Source organism: Corallococcus sp. AS-1-12 (assembly GCF_020036995.1).
GTDB lineage: Bacteria > Myxococcota > Myxococcia > Myxococcales > Myxococcaceae > Corallococcus.
Genome location: NZ_JAIQDD010000001.1, coordinates 462,832 through 484,499, shown reverse-complemented (window position 1 = coordinate 484,499; position 21,668 = coordinate 462,832). Strand labels below are relative to the sequence as shown.

General features: G+C 70.0%; 19 protein-coding genes. 11 read left to right on the top strand and 8 right to left on the bottom strand.

Going from position 1 to position 21,668, the window contains the following annotated elements; all coding sequences use genetic code 11:
• Positions 1 to 2 precede the first annotated feature (2 nt).
• Positions 3 to 1,061: an alpha/beta fold hydrolase gene (locus tag K8556_RS01790; RefSeq protein WP_223738291.1), complete on the bottom strand. Its 1,059-nt coding sequence runs from the start codon at positions 1,059 to 1,061 to the stop codon at positions 3 to 5.
• Positions 1,062 to 1,230: 169 nt separating this feature from the next.
• Between K8556_RS01790 and K8556_RS01785 the strand changes: the two genes are divergently transcribed.
• The 4 genes from K8556_RS01785 to K8556_RS01770 all read left to right on the top strand — a co-directional run bounded on the left by K8556_RS01785 (position 1,231) and on the right by K8556_RS01770 (position 4,993).
• On the top strand, positions 1,231 to 1,578 hold the full coding sequence (locus tag K8556_RS01785) for a hypothetical protein (RefSeq protein WP_223738290.1): 348 nt from the start codon (positions 1,231 to 1,233) through the stop codon (positions 1,576 to 1,578).
• A 132-nt stretch (positions 1,579 to 1,710) separates the two neighbouring features.
• The gene (locus tag K8556_RS01780) at positions 1,711 to 2,712 is read left to right on the top strand and encodes a protocatechuate 3,4-dioxygenase (RefSeq protein ID WP_223738289.1); all 1,002 of its coding nucleotides are present in this window, start codon (positions 1,711 to 1,713) and stop codon (positions 2,710 to 2,712) included.
• A gap of 59 nt (positions 2,713 to 2,771) precedes the next feature.
• Positions 2,772 to 3,446 carry a response regulator transcription factor gene (locus K8556_RS01775; RefSeq protein WP_223738288.1) on the top strand — a complete coding sequence of 225 codons (675 nt, stop codon included), beginning with the start codon at positions 2,772 to 2,774 and terminating at the stop codon, positions 3,444 to 3,446.
• Complete coding sequence (locus K8556_RS01770; RefSeq protein WP_223738287.1) at positions 3,443 to 4,993, top strand: HAMP domain-containing sensor histidine kinase; 1,551 nt, start codon at positions 3,443 to 3,445, stop codon at positions 4,991 to 4,993. Before K8556_RS01775 ends, K8556_RS01770 begins: the two co-directional genes overlap by 4 nt.
• A 67-nt stretch (positions 4,994 to 5,060) precedes the next feature.
• Here the strand turns inward: K8556_RS01770 and K8556_RS01765 are convergent, their stop codons facing one another.
• A complete protein-coding gene (locus K8556_RS01765) occupies positions 5,061 to 5,588 on the bottom strand; it encodes a hypothetical protein (protein ID WP_223738286.1) in 528 nt (175 codons plus the stop codon).
• 644 nt (positions 5,589 to 6,232) lie between these two features.
• On the opposite strand from K8556_RS01765, the gene K8556_RS01760 reads away from it, so the two are divergent.
• Positions 6,233 to 7,693: a FadR/GntR family transcriptional regulator gene (locus K8556_RS01760; RefSeq protein WP_223738285.1), complete on the top strand. Its 1,461-nt coding sequence runs from the start codon at positions 6,233 to 6,235 to the stop codon at positions 7,691 to 7,693.
• 463 nt (positions 7,694 to 8,156) lie between these two features.
• Here the strand turns inward: K8556_RS01760 and K8556_RS01755 are convergent, their stop codons facing one another.
• Together K8556_RS01755 and K8556_RS01750 are read right to left on the bottom strand one after the other, a co-directional pair.
• Positions 8,157 to 8,708 carry a hypothetical protein gene (locus K8556_RS01755; protein WP_223738284.1) on the bottom strand — a complete coding sequence of 184 codons (552 nt, stop codon included), beginning with the start codon at positions 8,706 to 8,708 and terminating at the stop codon, positions 8,157 to 8,159.
• Positions 8,709 to 8,836: 128 nt separating this feature from the next.
• Entirely contained in the window at positions 8,837 to 9,442 is a 606-nt protein-coding gene (locus K8556_RS01750) for a sigma-70 family RNA polymerase sigma factor (protein ID WP_223738283.1), read from the bottom strand.
• A gap of 211 nt (positions 9,443 to 9,653) precedes the next feature.
• Here K8556_RS01750 and K8556_RS01745 point away from each other — a divergent pair, with 211 nt between their 5' ends.
• Genes K8556_RS01745 through K8556_RS01725 form a run of 5 tightly spaced genes read left to right on the top strand, consistent with a single transcriptional unit; the run spans position 9,654 to position 17,855 of the window.
• Positions 9,654 to 11,648, top strand: coding sequence for an alpha-1,4-glucan--maltose-1-phosphate maltosyltransferase (locus K8556_RS01745; RefSeq protein ID WP_223738282.1), 1,995 nt, complete (start codon positions 9,654 to 9,656; stop codon positions 11,646 to 11,648).
• Positions 11,649 to 11,665: 17 nt separating this feature from the next.
• Positions 11,666 to 13,315, top strand: a complete 1,650-nt coding sequence (gene treS / locus K8556_RS01740; RefSeq protein WP_223738281.1) for a maltose alpha-D-glucosyltransferase — start codon at positions 11,666 to 11,668, stop codon at positions 13,313 to 13,315.
• A 6-nt stretch (positions 13,316 to 13,321) separates the two neighbouring features.
• Positions 13,322 to 14,656 (top strand): phosphotransferase, encoded by a 1,335-nt coding sequence (locus K8556_RS01735; protein WP_223738280.1) that lies wholly within the window; start codon positions 13,322 to 13,324, stop codon positions 14,654 to 14,656.
• Positions 14,653 to 16,857 carry a 1,4-alpha-glucan branching protein GlgB gene (gene glgB, locus K8556_RS01730; protein ID WP_223738279.1) on the top strand — a complete coding sequence of 735 codons (2,205 nt, stop codon included), beginning with the start codon at positions 14,653 to 14,655 and terminating at the stop codon, positions 16,855 to 16,857. Before K8556_RS01735 ends, glgB begins: the two co-directional genes overlap by 4 nt.
• A gap of 32 nt (positions 16,858 to 16,889) precedes the next feature.
• On the top strand, positions 16,890 to 17,855 hold the full coding sequence (locus K8556_RS01725; protein WP_223738278.1) for an aldo/keto reductase: 966 nt from the start codon (positions 16,890 to 16,892) through the stop codon (positions 17,853 to 17,855).
• A 240-nt stretch (positions 17,856 to 18,095) separates the two neighbouring features.
• Here the strand turns inward: K8556_RS01725 and K8556_RS01720 are convergent, their stop codons facing one another.
• From K8556_RS01720 to K8556_RS01710, 3 genes are all read right to left on the bottom strand, one after another.
• Complete coding sequence (locus K8556_RS01720) at positions 18,096 to 18,434, bottom strand: PilZ domain-containing protein (protein ID WP_223738391.1); 339 nt, start codon at positions 18,432 to 18,434, stop codon at positions 18,096 to 18,098.
• Between the two features lie 116 nt (positions 18,435 to 18,550).
• On the bottom strand, positions 18,551 to 19,201 hold the full coding sequence (locus K8556_RS01715; RefSeq protein WP_255651268.1) for a biliverdin-producing heme oxygenase: 651 nt from the start codon (positions 19,199 to 19,201) through the stop codon (positions 18,551 to 18,553).
• A gap of 137 nt (positions 19,202 to 19,338) precedes the next feature.
• Positions 19,339 to 19,596: a hypothetical protein gene (locus K8556_RS01710; protein WP_223738277.1), complete on the bottom strand. Its 258-nt coding sequence runs from the start codon at positions 19,594 to 19,596 to the stop codon at positions 19,339 to 19,341.
• 360 nt (positions 19,597 to 19,956) lie between these two features.
• Here K8556_RS01710 and K8556_RS01705 point away from each other — a divergent pair, with 360 nt between their 5' ends.
• Positions 19,957 to 21,108 carry a sorbosone dehydrogenase family protein gene (locus K8556_RS01705; protein ID WP_223738276.1) on the top strand — a complete coding sequence of 384 codons (1,152 nt, stop codon included), beginning with the start codon at positions 19,957 to 19,959 and terminating at the stop codon, positions 21,106 to 21,108.
• A gap of 16 nt (positions 21,109 to 21,124) precedes the next feature.
• Here the strand turns inward: K8556_RS01705 and K8556_RS01700 are convergent, their stop codons facing one another.
• Positions 21,125 to 21,652 carry a gamma-glutamylcyclotransferase gene (locus tag K8556_RS01700; protein ID WP_120590935.1) on the bottom strand — a complete coding sequence of 176 codons (528 nt, stop codon included), beginning with the start codon at positions 21,650 to 21,652 and terminating at the stop codon, positions 21,125 to 21,127.
• Between the last annotated feature and the right edge of the window lie 16 nt (positions 21,653 to 21,668).

Here is a 21,668-nt window from a genome sequence, read left to right as displayed (position 1 = left end):
CGTCAGTGGATCACCGGGCGATCCAGCTCGGAGAGGATGAGGGGGAACACGTCCTGGGACGCGCGCTTGCCCATGAAGACGTCCAGGTGGCCGTAGTCCGGCAGGAGGTGCAGCGCGTGCCGGCCCGGGTGGAAGCGCTCCAGGTGTTCGAAGCTGCGGCGCTGGCTCTCCGCGAGGAAGCAGCGGTTCTGCTCGCCCGCGAGGAAGACGAACCGCGCGTCCGTCTGGGGCTCGCGCACGCCCAGGTCCTCCGGCAGCGCGCGGAAGCCCTCCACGGGCACCAGGTGGCCGGCGCGCACGCACGCGTCCATCTGGCGGAAGAAGCTGAAGGGCACCGGGCCGAACTCGTGCTGGAGCCAGTCATGCGTCTGGGCGTTGAGGTTCTCGTGGCGCCACAGCACCGGGAAGCCCGTGCCGTAGGTGAAGCTGGTCCAGCGGCAGACCAGGTTCTGGCACTCGTGATGCGTGGCCTGCACCACGTGCGTCAGCATCCGGGCCGTGCGCGTGGGGCCGCCGTAGGCCCACTGCGGATCCAGGAAGGGCGTCAGCCGCGCGACCAGCGGCACGGCGTAGTGCAGCTTCACCTTCGCGGTCGCGGGCACCACCGGGTGCAGCGACACCGCGTTGGTGATGATGAGGTCCACCTCCGGAAGGAGCCCCGCCACCGCGGCCATGGTGAAGCTGGTGGAGCCCTGGCAGTGGATGATGGCCTTGACCTTGTCCGCGCCCGTCTTCTCCCGCACGGCGCGGATGGCGGGCGGGTGGTCCATGACGGCGGCCTGGTCCAGGGTCCACTCGCCCGGCTCCACGTCCATGCTGGCGCGCCAGTTCTCCAGCCACACGTCGTAGCCGTCTTCAATCAGCGCATCCACGACGGTCTGGCGCACCGGCGCGCGGAAGATGTTCCCGCGCACGCCGGCGCCGTGCACCAGCACCACCGGCCCCTTGTCCGCCCTCTCGACGCCGCTCAGGTGCACCAGGTGCAGCGCGCGGCCGTCGCCCGCGAGGAAGGGAACGATCTCCTCGGTGTAGCGCGGCTCATGGATGGTCTCCGCGGACATGACAGCATCCCCCCACACCGCAAACGTTGGTCGGTGCGCGAGGGCCGACAACCGGCGTGCAACCCCACGCGGGGCGGCGCTCGCTGCGGCAGACCGGGACCGCGGGCAACGGCGCGGCGCCTCCCTGTCACGCCGCCCGCGCGGGCCTTCGGAGTGCTATGCGGGGGGCATGGGCACGGATGCGGGCTGGAGTGACTACGAGGGCGGCGCGACGCTCGGGGGCATGGGCAGCCAGGGAGGCACCATCGTGCGGGACGAGGGCCTCCGCGGCCTCCTGCGTCTGACCTACGAAGCGGACGACTCGCGCTCGTTCCATGTCGTCACCTGCGGCATCTCCGGCTGGCTGGCGCATCCGCGCTTCTTCGACAACGCGGCGGACGCGCTCCACGCCTTCGAGTCCATGAAGCCCGCGTTGGAGGAGCTGGGCACGACGCTCCCCGAGGGCGGGCCCCGGTCCACGGCGGACGGACGGGCGGCGGGTCCACTGCTCGCGGCCTTCCGAGTGCGCTTCTCCTGAGTCGAGGCCCTTCCGCGCAAGGATTGCTTAAGGTTCTCCCGCGATAACCCGGTTCGCCGTCCGGTCAGCCCCGGGCGGTCCGCGGGTGGCCCCTCGCCGCCCCCGGCTCCCGAGCTCCCGGAGGAACCCCGGATGAAGAGCGAATCCCCCCAGGACCCTTCCCCCAAGGTCATCACGCGCCGGAGCCTCCTGCGCGGCATCGGCCTGTCGCTGGCCGCGGTTCCCGTGGCGAAGCTGCTCGTCGCCTGCGGAGGCGACGACACGACGGGCGGCGACACCAACACCGACGCGGGCACGGACACCGATGCGGGAGTGGTGGACCCGGGCACCTGGGCCACGGGAGGCACCGCGGCGATGACAGCCGCCGCCACGTATCCGGATCCGTTCGCGTCCGGCATGGGCACGGTGTGCAACCTCAACTGCGAGGCAACGCTGGGGCCCTGCTACGCGACCACGGTGGACCGCAAGGACATCAGCGAGGGCCATGACGGCCTGCCGGTGCGCCTGGCCTTCCTCGTCGTGGACGAGTCCTGCAAGCCCATCCCGGGTGCCACGGTGGACATCTGGCACGCGGGCCCGGAGGGCCTGTACTCCGGCGAGGACGCGAGCGACTTCTGCACGTCCGGGGACGCGACGGCCCGGTCGGCGCGGTGGTTCCGCGGCGTGCAGACCACGGACGCCAACGGGCGCGTGGACTTCGACACGTGCTTCCCCGGCTGGTACAGCAGCCGCACCATCCACATCCACTTCACGGTGCGGGTGAACGGCCAGGAGTTCGTCACGTCGCAGTTGTTCTTCGACGACGCGACGAGCGACGACATCATCAACCACCAGCCGCTCTACGACACGCGCGGCGCGCGCGACACGACCAACCAGAACGACACGGTGGTCTCCGCGGACGCGGTGGGCGACTACCTCTTCGCCACGCAGCGCATGTCGGACGGCGCGATGCTGGCGTCCAAGACGCTGGTCATCCGCTCGTCGCTGGACAACGCGTCCTGCGCCATACCGGGCGGCAGCGGTGGCGGTGGGCCCGGCGGTCCGCCTCCGGGCGGCGACGGAGGCATGGGTCCTCCACCTGGCTGGGATGGCGGCATGGGGCCGCCGCCCGGCTTCGACGGGGGCACGCCCTGAACTAGGGTGAGCCGGGCCCCCGGAGTCCTCCGGCGGGTGTCCGAAGGGAGGCATGGCGCATGGGCGACCGCATCCTGCTGGTGGAGGATGACGACGCGCTCGGGTCCCAGATTGTCGGGCACCTGCGCGGCGCGGGCTTCGAGCCCGTGTGGTGGCGCGAGGGCCGGCTGCTGGTCTCCGGCGACCTGCCGGACGTGAGCCTCGTGGTGTTGGACCTGATGCTGCCGGGCGCCTATGGCATGGACATGCTCAAGGCGCTGAGGACCTTCTCGGAGGTCCCGGTGCTCATCCTGAGCGCGCGCAACGACACGCTGGACAAGGTCCGGGCGCTGAAGCTGGGCGCGGACGACTACATGACCAAGCCCTTCTGGCCGGAGGAGCTGGTGGAGCGCGTACGTGCGCGCCTGCGCCGGCCCACGTTGCAGAAGGAGCAGGCGGTGGTGGAGGTGGGCCCGGTGCGCATCGACCTGCAGGGGCACACGGTGCAGGTGCAGGGGCGGCCGGTGGAGCTGACGCGGGTGGAGTTCGGCTTGCTCGCGGCGCTGGCGCGCAGGCCGCAGGAGGCGGTGACGCGGCAGTGGCTGGTGGAGCACGTGTTGGATCCGGAGCGTGAGGGCACGGAGCGCACGTTGGACGTCCACGTGTCGAGGCTGCGGCGCAAGCTGGGGCCGGTGAAGTGCGTGGAGACGGTGTGGGGCGTGGGCTACCGGCTGGTGCCCGGGGAGGATGCGTGAAGCTGCGGTTGCGGCTGGCGCTCACGGCGGTGGCGGTGACGGTGCCCGCGGTGTTCGCGCTGGTGCAGGTGGAGCACTCGGTGCGCCGCCGCACGACGGACGAAGTCATCATCGCGTCCACGCTGTCGCAGATGCAGTCCGGCGGCCGCGAGCGCTGCGAGGCCGCGCCCGAGACGTGGATGGTCCGCGCCCGTTCGCCCCAACGTCCCCCCTGGGAGCGCGAAGGCCTGCCCGACGGCAACGGAGGTCCGCCCTCCGGCAAGGTCGCCCCGAACGCCCCCCCGGGCAAAAGGCCCGCATCCGGGGGCCCCAGGCCCGGGGATGAAGGTCCGCCGCGCATGGAGCCCCGGGGGCCGCTGGGACGGCGCCTGCCCCCGGTGAACCTCTACCCGTTCGACGGACAGTTCGTTTCGCGAAACCCGCAGGCACCGGCACTGGACGACGAGCTGCGCAAGGGCGCGCGGGAAGATGGCGTGGGCGTGCGCCGCTACTCGAAGGCGGACGGCGCGCTGGTGCAGGACCTGCTGTTGCGAATGCCCTGGGATGGAGGCCCCTGCGAGTACGTGCTCGCGCGGCGGGTGGAGCCCGCGGAGTCGCCGGAGGTGGGACTGCCGCCACTGTACGTCTGGGGAGTGCCCACGTTGATCCTCCTGTCCGCGATGGTGGTCGCGCTGGGACCGGTGGTGCAGCGCCTGCGCCGGCTGACGGAAGAGGTGCGAGCCTCCTCGGGCAGCGGCTACGAGCAGCCCGTGACGGTGAGCGGCAGCGACGAGATCGCGGAGCTGGCCCGCGCCTTCCAGCAGGCGCGAGCGGAGATCCAGGCACAGATGGCGCACCAGCAAGCGCGCGAGCAGACGCTGCGGGACTTCCTGGCGAACACGACGCACGACGTGATGACGCCGCTCACGGTGTTGCAGGGGCACCTGGCCGCGATGCAGCAGCGGATGCGAGCAGGTGAGCCATTGGAGTCAGGCCTGATGGTGTCCGCGATGAGCGAGGCGCACTACATGGCCTCGCTGGTGCACAACCTGGGAGCGGCGGCGAGGCTGGAGGCGGGAGCACCGCAGGTGCAGCACGCGCCGGTGGACCTGAACGCGTTGGTGTCACGGGTGCTGGGCCGGCACCAGCCCATCGCGAGGCCCCAGCGCATCGCCCTGGAGAGCGGAGTCCCGGCGACGCCCACCTGGGTGATGGGCGACGAGACCTTGCTGGAGCAGGCGGTGAGCAACGTGGTGCTCAACGGCATCCGGTACGGCCGCGAGGACGGCCACGTGGCGGTGGTGCTGGAGACGACGCGCCACCAGACCTTCCACCTGAGGGTCATCGACGACGGACCCGGCATCGCCGAGGAAGAGCGTTCCAGGATCCTGGAGCGCCGCTTCCGAGGCAACGACGCGAGGACACGAGAGCCACAAGGCCAGGGCCTGGGCCTGCACATCGTGCACAACGTAGTGGAGCTGCACGGCTGGAAGATGACCCTGGCCCCCTCGGAGTACGGAGGCCTGGAGGTCGCCTTCACCGGTCCGCTGATTCCCCCGCCGGAGTGACTGGACCCGATACATGGGGCCTGGGCCTCAAGTCAGCCCGAGTCGCTCCCACGGACCGGCTTCTGACTCAGCGAGACCGCTTCACCACATACGGCCACGCGGCCTGGAGCGAGTCCTGTGACGCCTCCCCGAACAGAGCGATGGCGTCCACCGGCCGAGCCTCCCCGGTGAGCTGCTCGACGCACCATGCTTCCAGCGCATTCCGCAGACCACGCAGCGGCCCGTTGAGATTCTCCAGCGCGGCATCGGCCAGCAGCGCGCGAGCCTCGGCCCAGTGCCCCTCTCGACACGCCACCACTGCGGAAGCGAGCGGGGCGAACCACAAGGGAAAGTCCACCCGCGACCGCGCCTCAGCCAGACGGGGCGCCACCCGTGCCAGCCGACCTTCGATCGCATCCACCAGCGCGAGCGCCGCGGACAACACCGCGCGGAACTGCGCCGTCAAACCCTTCCGTGACTCCAGACTGGAAAGCTCCCGCCCCGCCACCGGCAATTGCCAGATCTGGAGCCGGGCGATTCCGATGTTGTACATGGGAACGACCTGGACCTTCGCCAGGGGCCGCGACGCCTCGAACCGCTCGAGCGCGGCGGCCACCCTCCCCTCCGACAACAACTGGAGCCCCTCGTCCGTGAGCTGCTTGCTCCGGCGGTAGCGAGGAAAAAGTAGAGGGCTGTCGGCACCAGCAGGACGAACAGGACGACGGGAAACATCATCATCGCCAACTGTCGGTCGGGGATGAAGTGGTGCAGGAGCTGAGGCACTCCAAAGAACACCAGCATCACCACCACGGCGTACGGCCGAGATTTCCGCATGGGCCTTCATCGACACAATTCGTAAGCAAACCCCGCGCCCAGACCATCAGGAAGGGCCGCGCGAAGCGTGACCGTGGGCCGCGACGTCGTGCGTGTGCGACCGCCAAGGTGGGGCACGGACAGAGGCGCCCGACGGGGCCTCGTTGCATCAAAACTTGTCCGACCGTCGGACCAGTTTCCGCCGCGTGTACCCAAGGCCGGGCTGGACCGGTGCGGGCGTGACGCCGTGCGTGCATGAACACCAAGGTGGGGCGCGGAAGAGGCGCCCGCCCGGGGCCGGTGGCCTCAAAACCTGTCCGACAGTCGGACAGGTTTTCGCCTCCCGCCGCCCGGGGGTGGGCTTGGCAAGTCCGCGATGCGGAAGGTGGGCCGCACGTCCATGTCAGACCCCTGTGGTGGGATGGCGACGCTGGAACGAGGAGGGGGATGGGGATGGAGCGGCGAGGACTCGTGGCGTACGTGGAAGCGCAAATCGAGCGCGATATCGCGCTGGGACGGCTGCACCCGAGCGGGCAGTTTGGCTCCGAAGCGAAGCTGGCGCGTCGTTATGAGGTGTGCCGGGGCACCATCCGCGAGGCGCTGCGGCGGCTGGCGGCGCGGGGGCTGGTGGTGCAGCGCCCAGGGCGAAAGACTCGCGCGGTGGCCCTGGATGAATCGCTGACGCTGGAGAACCTGGGGCTGGCGCTGCATGACGCGCGCTCCCCGCAGGCCCGGTGGCTGCTGGAGGGCTACTTCAGCCTCAAGCGGCAGGTGCTGGTGGAATTGCTCGTCGACTGCTGTTCGAAGGCTTCGGACCGCGACCTGGACCGGCTGGGGAGCGCGTGCTTCCGGCTCCAGGACGCGGCGCGCTGGGAGTCGGGGGCAACCTGCGCCCAGGCGGAGTTCGAGCTGCTTCGGGAGGCTGCACGCGTGGCGGAGCGGCCCGGGCATGTGCTCCTCGTCCAGTCCCTGCAGCGGGCCTTCATGGGAGGAGCCGCCGAACTCCTGCCGCTCCTGGGCGGAGCCACGCTGCGCGCGTGGGCCTCCCGCGCGATGGCAATGCTGCATGAGCGCGACGGGCGGGCGCTTCAGCACGAGCTGCCGGCGCTGATGAAGGCTTGCGATGAGCTCGTCCTGAATGCCTTCGCCCCCGCTCCGCGGGCATCTGTCTCTGCCGAAGCCCCGCACAAACAGGAGACCAGCCTCGGTGCGCCCGCACGAGATGAGACACCGGAGCCGCACCCTTGCAGCGAGGAAGGTAGCACCGCCAATTCCTCATCAGCGGCGTCACACGACGAAGCACCGGAGCACCACTCTTCCTGTGAGGAGCACAGTGCCGGCTCCTCCGTGTCAGCGACAGTGCAGGTCGACACGCTCAAGCGGATCCCATGCATTGAGAAGCATGACACCTGCGTGTCAGCCGCCGCGCAGGACGTGGCGCTGGAGCGGAACAACTGTGGTGAGGAGCGCAGTGCCGGCTCCTCCGTTTCAACAACAGTGCAGGTCGACACGCTGAAGCGGATCCCATGCATCGAGGAGCATGGCGCCTGCGTGTCAGCCCCAGCACAGGACGTGGCGCTGGAGCGGAGTACCTGCGGTGAGGAGAAGCGTGCCCGCGCCTCCGCTTTAGCGGCAGTGCAGGTCGACGCGCTGAAGCGGCTCCCATGCATCGAGGAGATTGGCGCCTGCGTGTCACCCGCCGCGCAGGACGTGGCGCTGGAGCGGAGCACCTGCGGTGAGGAGCAGGGTGCGCGCGCCGCCTCGTCAACGACCGAGCATGACGGAACGCCGGAGCCGCGCTCTGACATGGAAAAGCGTGCCGCCGACATCGTCGCTTCAGCCACCATGCCGGACGGCGCACAGGAGTCGTGCTCCGGTGCGGAGCTGGCGGCTCCCGATTTCCCCTAACGAGCTACCGAGGACACCGAAGCGCTCGGGCTTGCTCCTTGCTTCCAGATGGCGGCACTCCTCGTGGATCCGGACTTCGGGGCGATACCGTCTCCAGTGGCCCAGGATTCCCCCTCTATGCCCGTGAAGAATGCTCCGGGGACATGATGGGCTCTCCCACCTGGGAGTCCTGTTCAACGGCTCAGCACCGCTTAGGACTTTCTTCGGGCTTTCGGCGCGTAGACTGCGGTGGGCCTCTGGCGCTTCCCTACCCATTTCGTTGCTCGGCCTGCGTCGTGCGCGGCGAAGCCTCTTCGTGTTCACTCTCGCACGCTCACTTCAGCTTTGTCTGCGTCCTTCTGGCGGCGGACTCAACTGGAGCCCACCGTGTCCGCCCCCAAGCGGGGCGGACACAGTCCAGCTCCCCTCCCCCTCGCCAGGCCACGAGCTGGACGCGGACCCGGCTTCCCTCCCCCGAACTCCGCTACCGCGTCGCGGCCCGGCGCGCTGGCGTCCGCCCCTTCACGGTCCGGTGCGCCTGCGCCTTCATCGCCGGAACGCGCCGCGCCTTGTGCGCCCGCGCCTTCACCGGGCCCCGGCGCGCATAGCCCGCGGGGCGCAGCGCCTTCTTCGCCACCGTCTTCTTGCGCCTCGCCGTGGCGCGCGCCGCGGGCCGCAGCGTCTTCTTCGCCGCCGGCCGCTTGCGCAAGGTCGGCCTTGCCTTGCGCGCCGGCGCCATCTCCATCCGCCGCAACTGCGACTCGAAGCGCGTCAGCGCCTTGCGGAACAGGGCCGCCTTGCGCCGCGTGTCCATGCGCCCCCCCATCACGCGGCTCCCCATGGGGACGCGCATGGCCTCGCGGCGCAACCGGTGCGCCAGCTTCTCGTACTGGTCCACCAGGCCGCGCGCGCGCCGCACCATCCCCATCAGCTCGCGCCGGGACAGCTCCATCAGGTTGCGCGGCGCGCTGGCCAACACCAGCCGCATCTCCCGCGCGTTCATCAACGCCGTCCCCGTCTCCCGCATCTTGCGCATGTCCGCCCCCTCCCTCGGGTTCGCCAAACAGTCGCAAGCTTTGGGGCCCCTCCCGACAGCGGCAAGGCGGCCACGGCCGGGGCCTGCCCCACCGCCCGTCCCCAGGGAACAGGGCGGATGTCCTGCAATCAGCCGGATGCGCGCACCGGCGCCGCGTCCAGCAGCACCGCCAGCTTCTCCAGCCCCAGCCGCGCACGCGTCTTCACCGTCCCCAGCGGCTGGCCTGTCTTCTTCGCGATCTCACTCTGGGACAGCCCGTCGAAATACCCGAGCAGCACCACCTCCCGCTGCTCCGGCGGCAACTGCGCAATAGCCGCCCGCACCCGCGCCTGGTCCTGCGCCGCGGTGGCGGCGTCATCCGGCGACGGCGGCGTCGCGCTCACCGGAGGCGGCTGCTGCGCCACCCCCTCCACCATCCGCGACACCGTGCCCAGCGACCGCAGCCGGTCGATGGCCCGCGTGCGCGCGATGGTCGTGACCCACGTCTCCAGTCCGCCGCGCTCCGGGTCGAACTCGCGCGCGCGCCGCCAGACGTCCAGGAAGGTCTCCTGCAGCACCTCCTCCGCGTCCGCGCGCGTGGGCAACAGCCGCACCGCGATGGCGAACGCGCGCGCGGAACACCTCGCGTAGACCTCCCGCATGGCCGCCGCGCCGCCGAGCGCCACCTGCCTCAGCAGGTCGCGGTCGGCCGACAGGTCACTCGCTTGCTGTGCAGCGGAGTCGTTGGGCGGCATGGTCATCCCGGATACCGCAACCGGAGGGGCGGATCCCAGCTTCAACCATCGGGGCCCGTCCACCCAGCCCCTCGGGCTGGGCGTCCGCTCCCCTCGTTCCTAACGTTGACAGGCCAACGCGACCAGGCGGCACCCATCTTCAATCAACAACACCCGCGCATTGCCGCCTGGAGCCACTGACTCGGAGTCCTATAAGGGGCCGCCAGCCGATATGACCGAACGACTCGGAAGCGTGTTCATCGAGAACGTCCAGCCGGAGCTGGACGCGGGGCGCTACGCCATCAAGCGCGTCGCCGGGGAGACCCTCACCGTCCGGGCGGACATCTTCAAGGAAGGCCATGACGTCCTCGTGGCCGTCGCCCGCTGGCGCCAGGTCACCCCCGCCGCCCAGAAGACGGACTGGGCCGAGGTCCCCCTCGCCTTCAAGAACAACGACGCCTGGGAAGGCTCCATCCCGCTCGCGAACAACGGCCGCTACGAATTCACGATTGAAGCCTGGCCGGATCTCTTCCGCACCTGGGCCCACGAGCTGAAGCGCAAGGTGGACGCCGGCCGCGACGTGAAGAGCGAGCTGCTGGAGGGCGCCGCCCTGCTGGAGGGCGCCGCCGCGCGCGCGAAGGGCAGGTCCGCGGAGGACCACCGGCTGCTCGCCGAGGCAGGGGCCCGCCTGCGCACGCCGCCCACGCCGGACCACCTCCTCATCGCGCTGTCCTCCGAGCTGGCGGACGCCGCGTCACGGCACCCGGACCGCACGCTCGCCGGCAAGTACGACAAGGTGCTGGAGGTGTTCGTGGACCGGGAGAAGGCGCGCAACGCCGCCTGGTACGAATTCTTCCCCCGCTCCGCGAAGCGCGACGGCAAGACGCACGGCACGTTCAAGGACGCGCAGGCCTGGCTGCCGTACATCCAGAAGCTCGGCTTCGACACCGTCTACCTCCCGCCCATCCACCCCATCGGGCGCACCGCTCGCAAGGGTCGGAACAACAGCCTGCGCGCGGAGCCCGGCGACGTGGGCAGCCCGTGGGCCATTGGCGCCGCGGAGGGCGGCCACAAGGCCGTGCACCCGGAGCTGGGCACGCTGCAGGACTTCCGCGCGTTCGTGGACGCGGCGAAGGCGCACGGCATCGAGGTGGCGCTGGACCTGGCCTTCCAGTGCTCGCCGGACCACCCGTACGTGAAGGAACATCCGGAGTGGTTCCAGCACCGCCCGGACGGCACCATCAAGACGGCGGAGAACCCGCCCAAGCGCTACGAGGACATCGTCAACTTCGACTGGATGGGCCCCGCCCGGGACGCCCTCTGGAAGGAGCTCCGGTCCGTCGTCCTGCACTGGGTGGACAACGGCGTGCGGACCTTCCGCGTGGACAACCCGCACACCAAGCCCATGCGGTTCTGGCACTGGCTCATTCGCGAGGTGCAGGACCTGCACCCGGACGTGCTCTTCCTGTCGGAGGCCTTCACCCGCCCCAAGGTGATGAAGGCCCTGGCCAAGGTGGGCTTCACCCAGTCGTACACGTACTTCACCTGGCGCCTCTTCAAGGACGAGCTGCGCACGTACCTGGAGGAGATCACCCAGCCGCCCGTGGCGGACTACTTCCGCGGCAACCTCTGGCCCAACACGCCGGACATCCTCCCGGAGAACCTCCAGAACGCGGGGCCCGGCGCCTTCCGCCTGCGCGTGGCGCTGGCCGCCACGCTGTCCTCCGTGTGGGGCATGTACTCCGGCTACGAGCTGTGCGAGGGCCGCCCGGTGCCGGGCAAGGAGGAGTACCTGGACTCGGAGAAGTACCAGCTCGTCGCCTGGGACTGGGACCGGCCGGGCAACATCTCCGAATGGATCGCGAAGCTCAACGCCATCCGCAAGGCGCACCCCGCGCTCCAGCACTACCAGGCGCTGCGCTTCTTCGAGTCCGACAACGAGCGCGTCCTCTTCTACGGCAAGCGCTCGCCGGACGGCCTCAGCACGGTGCTGGTGGCGGTGAGCCTGGATCCGTACGCGCCCCAGGAGGCGCTGCTCCGCGCGCCCATGGAGTGGCTGGGCGTCAGCGCGGAGGAGACCTATCAGGTGCAGGAGCTGATGGCTGATCAGCGCTCGCTCTGGCAGGGTCCGGACGTGCAGGTGCGCCTGACGCCCGAACAGCCCGCGGCCATCTGGGCCGTGTACCGCTACCGCCGCACCGAACACGCGTTCGACTACTTCGAGTGACCCCTTCCGAGAGGCGTATGGACCTGGATCCGCTTTGGTACAAAAAAGCGCTCATCTACGAGCTGCACATCCGCGCATTCCACGACTCCAATGGGGACGGCCACGGGGACATCCCGGGCCTGATTGAAAAGCTGCCGTACCTGCAGGAGCTGGGCGTGGACTGCCTGTGGCTCCTGCCGCACTACCCGTCCCCGCTGCGTGACGACGGCTACGACATCGCGGACTACTACGGCATCCACCCGGACTACGGCACGCTGGCGGACTTCCAGCGCCTGGTGGAAGAGGCCCACAAGCGCGGGCTGCGCATCCTCATCGAGCTGGTCGTCAACCACACCAGCGACCAGCACCCCTGGTTCCAGGAGGCGCGGCGGGATCCCAAGAGCCCCAAGCGCAACTGGTACGTCTGGAGCGACACGGACGAGTCCTACAAGGGCGCGCGCATCATCTTCACCGACACGGAGCGCTCCAACTGGACGTGGGATCCGGTGGCCAAGCAGTACTTCTGGCACCGCTTCTTCAGCCACCAGCCGGACCTGAACTACGACAACCCCGAAGTGCAGGAAGCCATGCTGGACGTCATGCGCTTCTGGCTCAACATGGGCGTGGACGGGTTCCGCTGCGACGCCGTGCCCTACCTCTTCGAGCGCGAGGGCACCAACTGCGAGAACCTCCCGGAGACGCACGCGTTCCTGAAGCGCCTGCGCAAGACGATCGACTCCGAGTACCAGGGCAAGGTGCTGCTCGCGGAGGCGAACCAGTGGCCCGCCGACGTGCGCGTGTACTTCGGCGAGGGCGACGAGTTCCACATGGGCTTCCACTTCCCGGTGATGCCCCGCCTCTTCATGGCGGTGCGCCGCGAGGACCGCACGCCCATCGTGGAGATCATGCAGCAGACGCCGGACATCCCGGACAACTGCCAGTGGGCCATCTTCCTGCGCAACCACGATGAGCTGACGCTGGAGATGGTGACGGACGAGGACCGGGACTACATGTACCGGGAGTACGCCACCGACCCGCGCATGCGCATCAACCTGGGCATCCGCCGCAGGCTGGCGCCGCTGATGGACAACGGCCGGCGCCGCATCGAGCTGATGCACAGCCTGCTCTTCACGCTGCCCGGCACGCCGGTCCTCTACTACGGGGACGAGATCGGCATGGGGGACAACATCTACCTGGGCGACCGCAACGGCGTGCGCACCCCCATGCAGTGGACCGGCGACCGCAACGCGGGCTTCAGCCGCGCGGACTACGCGCGCCTCTTCGCGCCCGTCATCGCGGACCCCGTCTACGGCTACCAGTCCATCAACGTGGAGGCCCAGGAGCGGCAGAAGTCCAGCCTGCTCCAGTGGGTGAAGCGGATGATCGGCATCCGCCAGCGCTACCCCGTGTTCGCCATGGGCAGCTTGCGCTTCCTCACCACGGAGAACCGCAAGGTGCTGGCCTTCGTGCGCGAATGGGAGGGCCAGACGGTGCTCGTCGTGTGCAACCTGTCGCGCTTCGCGCAGCCGGGCGTGGTGGACCTGCGCGAGTTCGAGGGCAGCATCCCCGTGGAGTTGATTGGAGAGACGCCGTTCCCCCGCATCAGCGACCTGCCCTATCAGTTGTCGATGGGGCCCTACATGTTCCTGTGGTTCCGGTTGGACAAGCCGCTGCAGGCGAAGGAGTAACCCCGCGTGACCCCCCTGGACCTGACCAAGCTGCCCGACTTCCTCAAGGCCCAACGTTGGTTCGCCGGCAAGGCGTGGCCCATCAAGAGCGTCAGCGTGGCGGACCACGTGAACATGGAGCTGGGCACGTGCTCCTTCACCCTCGCCATCATCGAGGTCGTCTACGAGCTGGGGAACCCGGAGCGCTACCAGCTTCAGGCCCGCCATACGGCCGAGGGGCTGGTGAGCGCGCTGGATGACGACGACTGCGTGCGCGCCCTCTTCAACCTGGCGCGCGAGGGCCGGCAGGTGGTGTCCGGATCCGGCCGCGTCGTGGGCGAGTGGATCACCTCCACGGACAGCGGCGTGGCGCTGCCGGAGCCGCTCACCGTGCGCCGGCTCAACGTGGAGCAGAGCAACACCTCGCTGGTGCTGGGCGAGCGGGTCATCGTCAAGGTCATCCGCAAGCTGGAGGCCGGGGTGAACCCCGAATACGAGGTGGGCCGCTTCCTCGCGACGAAGACGTCCTTCCGCGCGACGCCGCAGTTGGTGGGCGCGCTGAACCTGGAGGGCCCCGCCGGCGCGACGCTCGCGCTGGCGCACCGCTTCGTGCCGGACGCCGTGGACGGCTGGAAGTACACGCTGGAGCGGCTGCGCCAGGAGAAGGCGCTCTCCGAGCGCTTCCTCGGGGAGATGCGCGAGCTGGGCGCGCGGCTGGGAGAGCTGCACAAGGCGTTCGCCTCCGCGGGGCCGGACGACCTGGCGTTCTCCCCGGAGCCGCTGCTCCAGGAGGACCTGCAGCGCTGGAGCGCGTCCATCGTGGGCGAGCTGGGCGTGACGCTGGCGGACGCAGGGCGGCTGCACGCGGACCTGGAGGGCCGGCGCGAGAGCCTCATCGCGTACGCGAAGCGGCTGGCGCAGGTGGCGCCCTCCGGACAGAAGATCCGCATCCACGGCGACCTGCACCTGGGGCAGGTGCTGCGCTCGGAGGGCCAGTGGCTGTTCTTCGACTTCGAGGGCGAGCCGTCCCGCTCCTTCACCGCGCGCCGGGAGAAGTACAGCGCGCTGCGCGACGTGGCGGGGATGCTGCGCTCGTTCGACTACGCGGAGGCCACCGTGGCGCTGGAGGGCGGCCAGCCGCGCGGGCGCGTGGGCCCCACCCGTGACGCGTTCCTGGAGGGCTACCGCCAGGCGACGCGCGGCGCCCCCTTCCTGCCCGACACCGACGAAGCCTTCGACACGATGTTGCGCGCCTTCGAACTGGAGAAGCTGTTGTACGAAGTGCGCTACGAACTCGCCAACCGGCCGGACTGGGTGCGCATCCCCGTCGAGGCCCTGTTGCGGATGGAGGATGCCCAGTGAGGAAGCCTGCGGACAGAGCACAGGTGGACGCGGAGCTGCAACGCGTGGTGGAGCTGCGCCATCCGGAGCCCCACTCCGTGTTGGGCGTCCACCCGGACGGCGACGCGGTGGTGGTGCGCGCCTACCGCCCGGAGGCCGTGGCCATCCACGTCCTGCCGGAGTTCGGGGGCAAGGTGCCCATGCAGCACCGCACCGGCGGCGTCTTCGAGGCGCGCATCAACGGCCGCACGGAGCCCTTCAGCTACCTGCTGGAGGTGGAGTACCCGGGCAAGAAGGTCTTCACGCTGCGAGACCCGTACAGCTTCCTGCCCACCATCGGGGAGATGGACCTGTACTTCGCCGGCGAGGGCCGCCACGAGCGGCTCTGGGAGCGGATGGGCGCGCACCTGCTCCACCACAACGGCGTGAAGGGCACGTCGTTCGCCGTCTGGGCGCCCACCGCCCGGGGCGTGTCCGTGGTGGGGGACTTCAACGGCTGGGACGGCCGCCTGCACGCCATGCGGCGCATGGGGTCCTCCGGCATCTGGGAGCTGTTCGTCCCGGAGGTGGGTGAAGGCACCCGCTACAAGTTCGAGATCAGGCCCGGCCATGGCGGCGGCCCGCTGCTCAAGGCGGACCCCTTCGCCTTCCGCACGGAGACGCCGCCCGCCACCGCGTCCGTGGTGCATGACCTGCAGCGCTACGCCTGGGGCGACAGCGCGTGGCTGGAGGCGCGCGGCAAGCACGTGGACGCGGCCCACCACCCGTGGAGCGTCTACGAGGTCCACCTGGGCAGTTGGCGCCGCGTGGTGGAGGACGGCGACCGGCCCATGACGTACCGCGAGCTGGCGCCGGAGCTGTCGCGCTACGCGAAGGAGCTGGGCTTCACGCACGTGGAGCTGCTGCCCGTGTCGGAGCACCCCTACGGCGGCTCCTGGGGCTACCAGGTGGGGGGCTACTACGCGCCCACCGCGCGCTTCGGGCACCCGGACGACTTCCGCTACCTGGTGGACTACCTGCACCAGGAGGGCATCGGCATCATCGTGGACTGGGTGCCGGGCCACTTCCCGCGCGACAGCCACGCGCTGGGCCAGTTCGACGGCACGGCCCTCTACGAGCACGCGGACCCGCGGCAGGGCTCGCAGCCGGACTGGGGCACGCTCGTCTTCAACTTCGGCCGCAACGAGGTGCGCAACTTCCTCATCGCCAACGCGCTGTTCTGGCTGGAGGAGTACCACGTGGACGGGCTGCGCGTGGACGCGGTGGCCTCCATGCTCTACCTGGACTACAGCCGGAAGCACGGCGAGTGGGTCCCCAACCGCTGGGGCGGCCGGGAGAACGAAGAGGCCATCCAGTTCCTGCGCGAGCTCAACGAGACCCTCCGCCGCAAGCACCCGGGCGTGGTCGTCATCGCGGAGGAGTCCACCGCGTGGCCCAAGGTGTCCCAGCCCGTCAGCGAGGGCGGCCTGGGCTTCACCTTCAAGTGGAACATGGGCTGGATGCACGACACGCTGTCGTACTTCTCCAAGGACGCCGTCTACCGGCAGTACCACCACAACCAGCTCACCTTCGGCCTGCTGTACGCGTTCAGCGAGCACTTCATGCTGCCCTTGAGCCACGACGAGGTGGTGCACGGCAAGGGCAGCCTGTACGGGCGCATGCCGGGGGACGCGTGGCAGAAGCGCGCCAACCTGCGCGCGCTGTTCGCGTGGATGTGGGCGCACCCGGGCAAGAAGCTGCTCTTCATGGGCGGCGAGTTCGGCCAGCCGGCGGAGTGGAACCACGACAAGAGCCTGGACTGGCACCTGCTCCAGGATCCGGGCCACAAGGGCATCCAGAAGCTGGTGGGCGACCTGAACCGCGTCTACCGCGACGTGCCCGCGCTGTACGACTCGGACAGCGAGCCCATGGGCTTCCAGTGGCTGCAGCCGGACGCGTCCGCGGCGAACGTGCTGGCCTTCGTGCGCCGCTCGCGCACGCCGGGCCGCCACGTGGTGTGCGTGGCCAACCTGTCGCCGGTGCCTCGCGAGGACTATCGCGTGGGCTTCCCGCTCCACGGCCGTTATGTGGAGCTGGTCAACACCGACGCCGGGGAGTACGGCGGCAGCGGCATGGGCAACCGGGGCCAGGTGCACACGGAGGCGACGGGCTGGGACGGCCAGCCCGCGTCCGCGGTGCTCACCCTGCCCCCGCTGTCGGTGGTGTGGTTCACGCCGGGGTAGGACGGGCCCGGCCTCACCGGAAGGACTGGGGCATGGCGGCAGGAGCAGCGGCGAAGCGGAAGCTGGGAGCGACGGGCCTGGAGGTGTTCCCGCTGTGTCTGGGCGGGAACGTCTTCGGCTGGACGGCGGACGAGGCGACCTCGTTCGCCGTGCTCGACGCGTTCGTGGAAGGCGGCGGCAACTTCGTGGACACCGCGGACGTGTACTCGCGGTGGGTCCCCGGCCACGTGGGCGGCGAGTCGGAGACGGTGCTGGGCCGGTGGATTGCCTCGCGCAAGGCGAAGGACCGGCTGGTGGTGGCCACGAAGGTCGGCGCGGAGACGGCGCTGGGCAAGGGCCTCACGCGCGAGCACATCGAGAAGAGCGTGGACGCGTCCCTGCGGCGCCTGGGCGTGGAGCGCATCGACCTGTACTACGCGCACTACGACGACCCGAACACGCCCTTCGAGGAGACGCTCCGCGCCTTCGACGCGCTGGTGAAGGCGGGCAAGGTGAAGGCGCTGGGCCTGAGCAACCACACGGCGGAGCGCGCGCGGGAGGCCCTGGACACGCAGAAGAAGCTGGGGCTCGCGCGCTACCAGGTGCTTCAACCGGAGTACAACCTGGTGGAGCGCCCGAAGTTCGAGGGCGCGCTCCAGCAGGTGAGCGAGCAGGAGGGCCTGGCCGTGGCGCCCTACTTCGGGCTCGCCGCGGGCTTCCTCACCGGCAAGTACCAGGAGGGGCAGCCGGCCCCGGCGTCCGCGCGCGCGGGCAACGTGCTCAGGAAGTACGGCAACGCGAGGGGCTGGGGCGTCGTCGCCGCGCTGAAGAAGGTGGCGGAGCGCCGCGGGGCCACGCCGTCGCAGGTGGCGCTCGCGTGGCTGGAGACGCGGCCCACGGTGGTGGCGCCCATCGCCAGCGCCACGTCGGTGGCGCAGGTGAAGGAGCTGCTCGGGGCCTTCTCCCTGAGGCTGGAGGCGGAAGACCTGCGCGAGCTGGACCGCGCGTCGGCCGCTTAGCCGCGGTCCAACGAAGGACGGGCCCTGGCGCAGCGTGACGCCGGGCCCCCTGCCCTCCAGGAGGAAGTCGGCCGTTCCAGGCCGGGTCGGTGACGGGGAGGCCGCCGTTGATGCGGTTCTGCGCCTGGCAATCCTGCGGGCTGTCCTTGCCGCGGATGAGGGCCGAGTTGACGAACGGGGGCTCGCGAGATGCGCGCCCCTGCTCAGCCGCTTTTGGCCTGGAGTCCCAAGCTCTTCGCGTCAGCGCTCGTCCGAGACGAGCACTGTCTTCAGCCGCTCCAGGACGGGCTCCGGCACGTCGATGAAGGACAGGCCGACCTCGAAGCGGGCCACGGCGTCCTTGGGTAACTTGATGGCCCAGACGACGCGCGCGGTACATTCCAGCGAGCTTCCGTCCGGAAGGAACAGCTCCAGGTCCAGACGCGTGCCCACGTCCTGTGGATCATCCGAGTAGATGCGCGCGCCCCCGAGGCTGACGTCGAGCACCTGCTTCTTTTCACCCACCTTCATTCGCGCGGGACGCGAATAGAGGGGCGCGTGGATGCGAGGGAAAGCGCGGCGATCAATGGGAGAGGTCATCTGGAGCGTCACGTTCCACCATCCTAGCGTGGCTGTCACGAAACGGCATATCGCCCTCCCAGCCGAGGCGGTGCCCCGTGGTGCCGGCTCACCTCCCCGGTGGGTTTGAAGTCACCCTACCCGGCGATCCCGCCCGGGCCCTCGAGCTCCGGTGCGTCCCGCGCCAGCTCGTCGCCGATGAGCACCTGGATGCGGAAGGCCAGCCGCGCCTCCTGCACCACCTCCTGGGCCTGGGCCTCCGTCAGCGGCACCTCGTCCAGCCGGGCCGCCCACCGGGACTGGAAGGCGGGCAGCTCCGCGGCGGACACCGCGTTGTAGAAGGCCGTGCCGCGGCCGTTCTCCAGCTCGAACGCCCTCGCGACGAGCTCCGAGCGCTGGGGCGCGGTGAAGACGTCCTGGACGCAGCGGGCCCAGGCATGGGCGATGAGCAGGTGCGGGGCCTCCACCGCCACCTCGCGGATCCGCTCGGCGTGCAGCCGCGCCTCCGCGCAGGCGAAGGGCTTCGTGCGCGTGTCGCCGCAGAACCAGTCCAGGTCCGCCAGCAGCGCGGAGGCCCGCCGCAGCTCCGGCAGCCGCAGCACGCGCGTGAGCGGGCCGTCCTTCAGTCCCGGCAGCACGGACTCCAGCGACTCGTAGACGACGTGGAGCTGGCGCAGGTGGTTCACGTAGTGGCGCGCCCGCACGAACTGGCCATAGACGCCGCCGTTCCACGAGCCGTGGAAGAGCGCCTCCAGGAAGGGGGACTGCTCCGCCTGGCGCCGCGCCATCCCCGTCCCCTGCTCCAACCGCAGGGACAGCCGCTGCGTGGACGGGAGGCCCGCGAGGGCCGTGGATGCGCAAGGGAGGCGCCTGTCCCTCGCGGAGCGCTCGAGGCCGCCCCAGCGGATCATGCCCCGGACGCCGCTCACTGCTTCCACCCGCCGGTGGGGGCCCCGTGGGCGGCGGCCTCGGCCGGCTCCCGCGCGTCCGCCTCGTGCGTAGGCGGCAGCTCCAACTGGTGGATCGCCTCCACCAGGGTGTGGCCCAGCGCGCGCAGGACGTCCTCCTCCAGGCGAAGCGTCACCGGCCCCACCGCCAGGTGGATGTGCCCACAACTGCACCGCGTCACTTCAGCGCACGGGCCTCGCGCCAGCACCGCCCTGCAGCATCCCTGACCGAGCATCGCGTCCTCCAATTGATTTTGACTATCGAAATCAAATTCATGAGGCCACAACACCCGGCCATCGTCAAGCCCGGCCGATCCGGAGGACGGCGGAAACACCCGAAACACAGACATGAAAACACACCAAGCAAAGACACACATGACAATCAATCGCAGTTAATTATTGATATTTGTTTCATGTTTCACCCCAAAGCCAATACCTGGGCTTTTGTTCATGTAGGCATGAATGCTTGTCGCCACTGCGAAACTCTCTGAAGGTTTGTTCAGGCCCGTTCAGGGGCGCGCGGGGAGGCGGGAAAAATGGCTGAAGGTTTGTTCAGGTCACTTTCCGTCGGGGCCGGCGGTTAGGAAAAGAGGACCATGCGGCGACCACTCGTGCTGACGATCTTCCTGAGGCTGGAATGCCTCCAGCCCGGCTGCAAGTCCCACCCGCCCGAGGCCCCTGGCCCCTCCCCTTCGCTCCAGGACGCGGGCGTGGTGGACGCGGGGCAGCCGCCTGGCCCCTGGAGCCTCCAGGCGGCGCCGGTGGAGGTTCCAGAGGGCATGCGGAGCAGCCCGTTCGACGTGCCGCGCTCCCTGAACATCCCATCAGGCATGTCCGTGGCGGTCTGGGCACGGATGCCGGGGGCGCGCTTCATCGCGTTCTCGCCGGAGGGCACCCTGCTCGTCTCCGTGCCCGGCCAGGGCAAGGTGATGCAGGTGCGCCCCCGCGCGGGACAGGACCCGGAGGTGACGCAGTGGGCGGGCGGCCTGGGCCGGCCCCACGACATCGTCTTCCACGAGCGCGACGGACAGATGTGGGTCTTCCTGTCGGAGAAGGACCGCGTCACGCGCTCGCGCTGGACGCCCGGTGAGACGACGCGCGGCGCGGTGGAGACGGTCGTCTCCGGGCTGCCGGACGCGTCCCTGCCGGAGCTTCACGGCGCCTACGGCCACGAGCTCAAGAACCTGGCGGTGGACTCCCGGCACCGCGTGTACGTGGCCATCGCGTCCACCTGCAACGTGTGCCTGGGCGACACCACCAGCGACCCGCTGCGCGGCGCCATCTACCGGTGGGACTGGCCCTTCTGCAACCCCAACCCGGACTCCCCCAGCGGCCTGAAGCACATGCCCCTGGACCGCGACTACGACATGAACCGGGACGGCTCCCGGGCGGACTGCGCCGCGATGGACAGGACGGACCAGGGCATCCAGGCGCACTCCGCGCCCCTGGGCCTGACGTTCTTCGACAAGGGGGAGCTCAACCCGGCGTGGCAGCGCGGCGCGCTGGTCGCCTACCACGGCTCGTGGAATCGCACGGAGCGGACCGGCTACAAGGTCACCGTCTTCCCGTGGGACCTGGCCACGCACCAGCCCACGGCGGAGGTGGACCTGGTCACCGGCTTCACAACGCCGGACCTGGGCGTGTGGGGCCGGCCGGTGGACGTGGCCCTGGCCCCGGGCGGCGGCTTCATCGTCAGCGACGACGCCGCCGGAGCGCTCTACCGCATCGCCCCCACCGCCCGGCCGTAGCCCGGCGGCGAGCGGCTCAGCGCGACTCGCCGCGCGCCAGCTTCTCCACGTAGTCCGCGGGCAGCCCGGCGCTCTTCGCGCCGCGCACCAGCGCCTCCACGAAGCGCGGGCTCACCGGCCCGTCGGAGGACGCGCGGCGCGGGTTGGTCACGAACGCGGTGGCCTCCACCTCCTGGCCGTCCACGCGCACGCGCACCGTGCGCTCCACGCACATGCTGGTGACGAAGCCCTCCTTGTGCTGGACGATGGGCCAGTCCTTGCCGGGGATTTCAAAGAGCCGGCCGTACACCCGCGCGCCCGGCGCGTCCGTCAGGCCCGCCACCCGGCCGCCCCACCAGCGCGACGGGAAGTCGTACACCAGGTCCACGTCCAGCGCCTCGGCGAGCCGGCCCTCCGGCAGCTCGAAGAAGCCGTAGCTGTGCTGGTGCTTCCACTCGTCGAAGGCGGCCCGGTCCAGGATGGTCGAGTACGCGAAGTAGCGCCGGGGCGCGTTCGCGTCCGCCTGCTCGCGCGCCTTCATCACCTGATCGTAGTGCGAATCCATGGTCTGTCCTCCTACC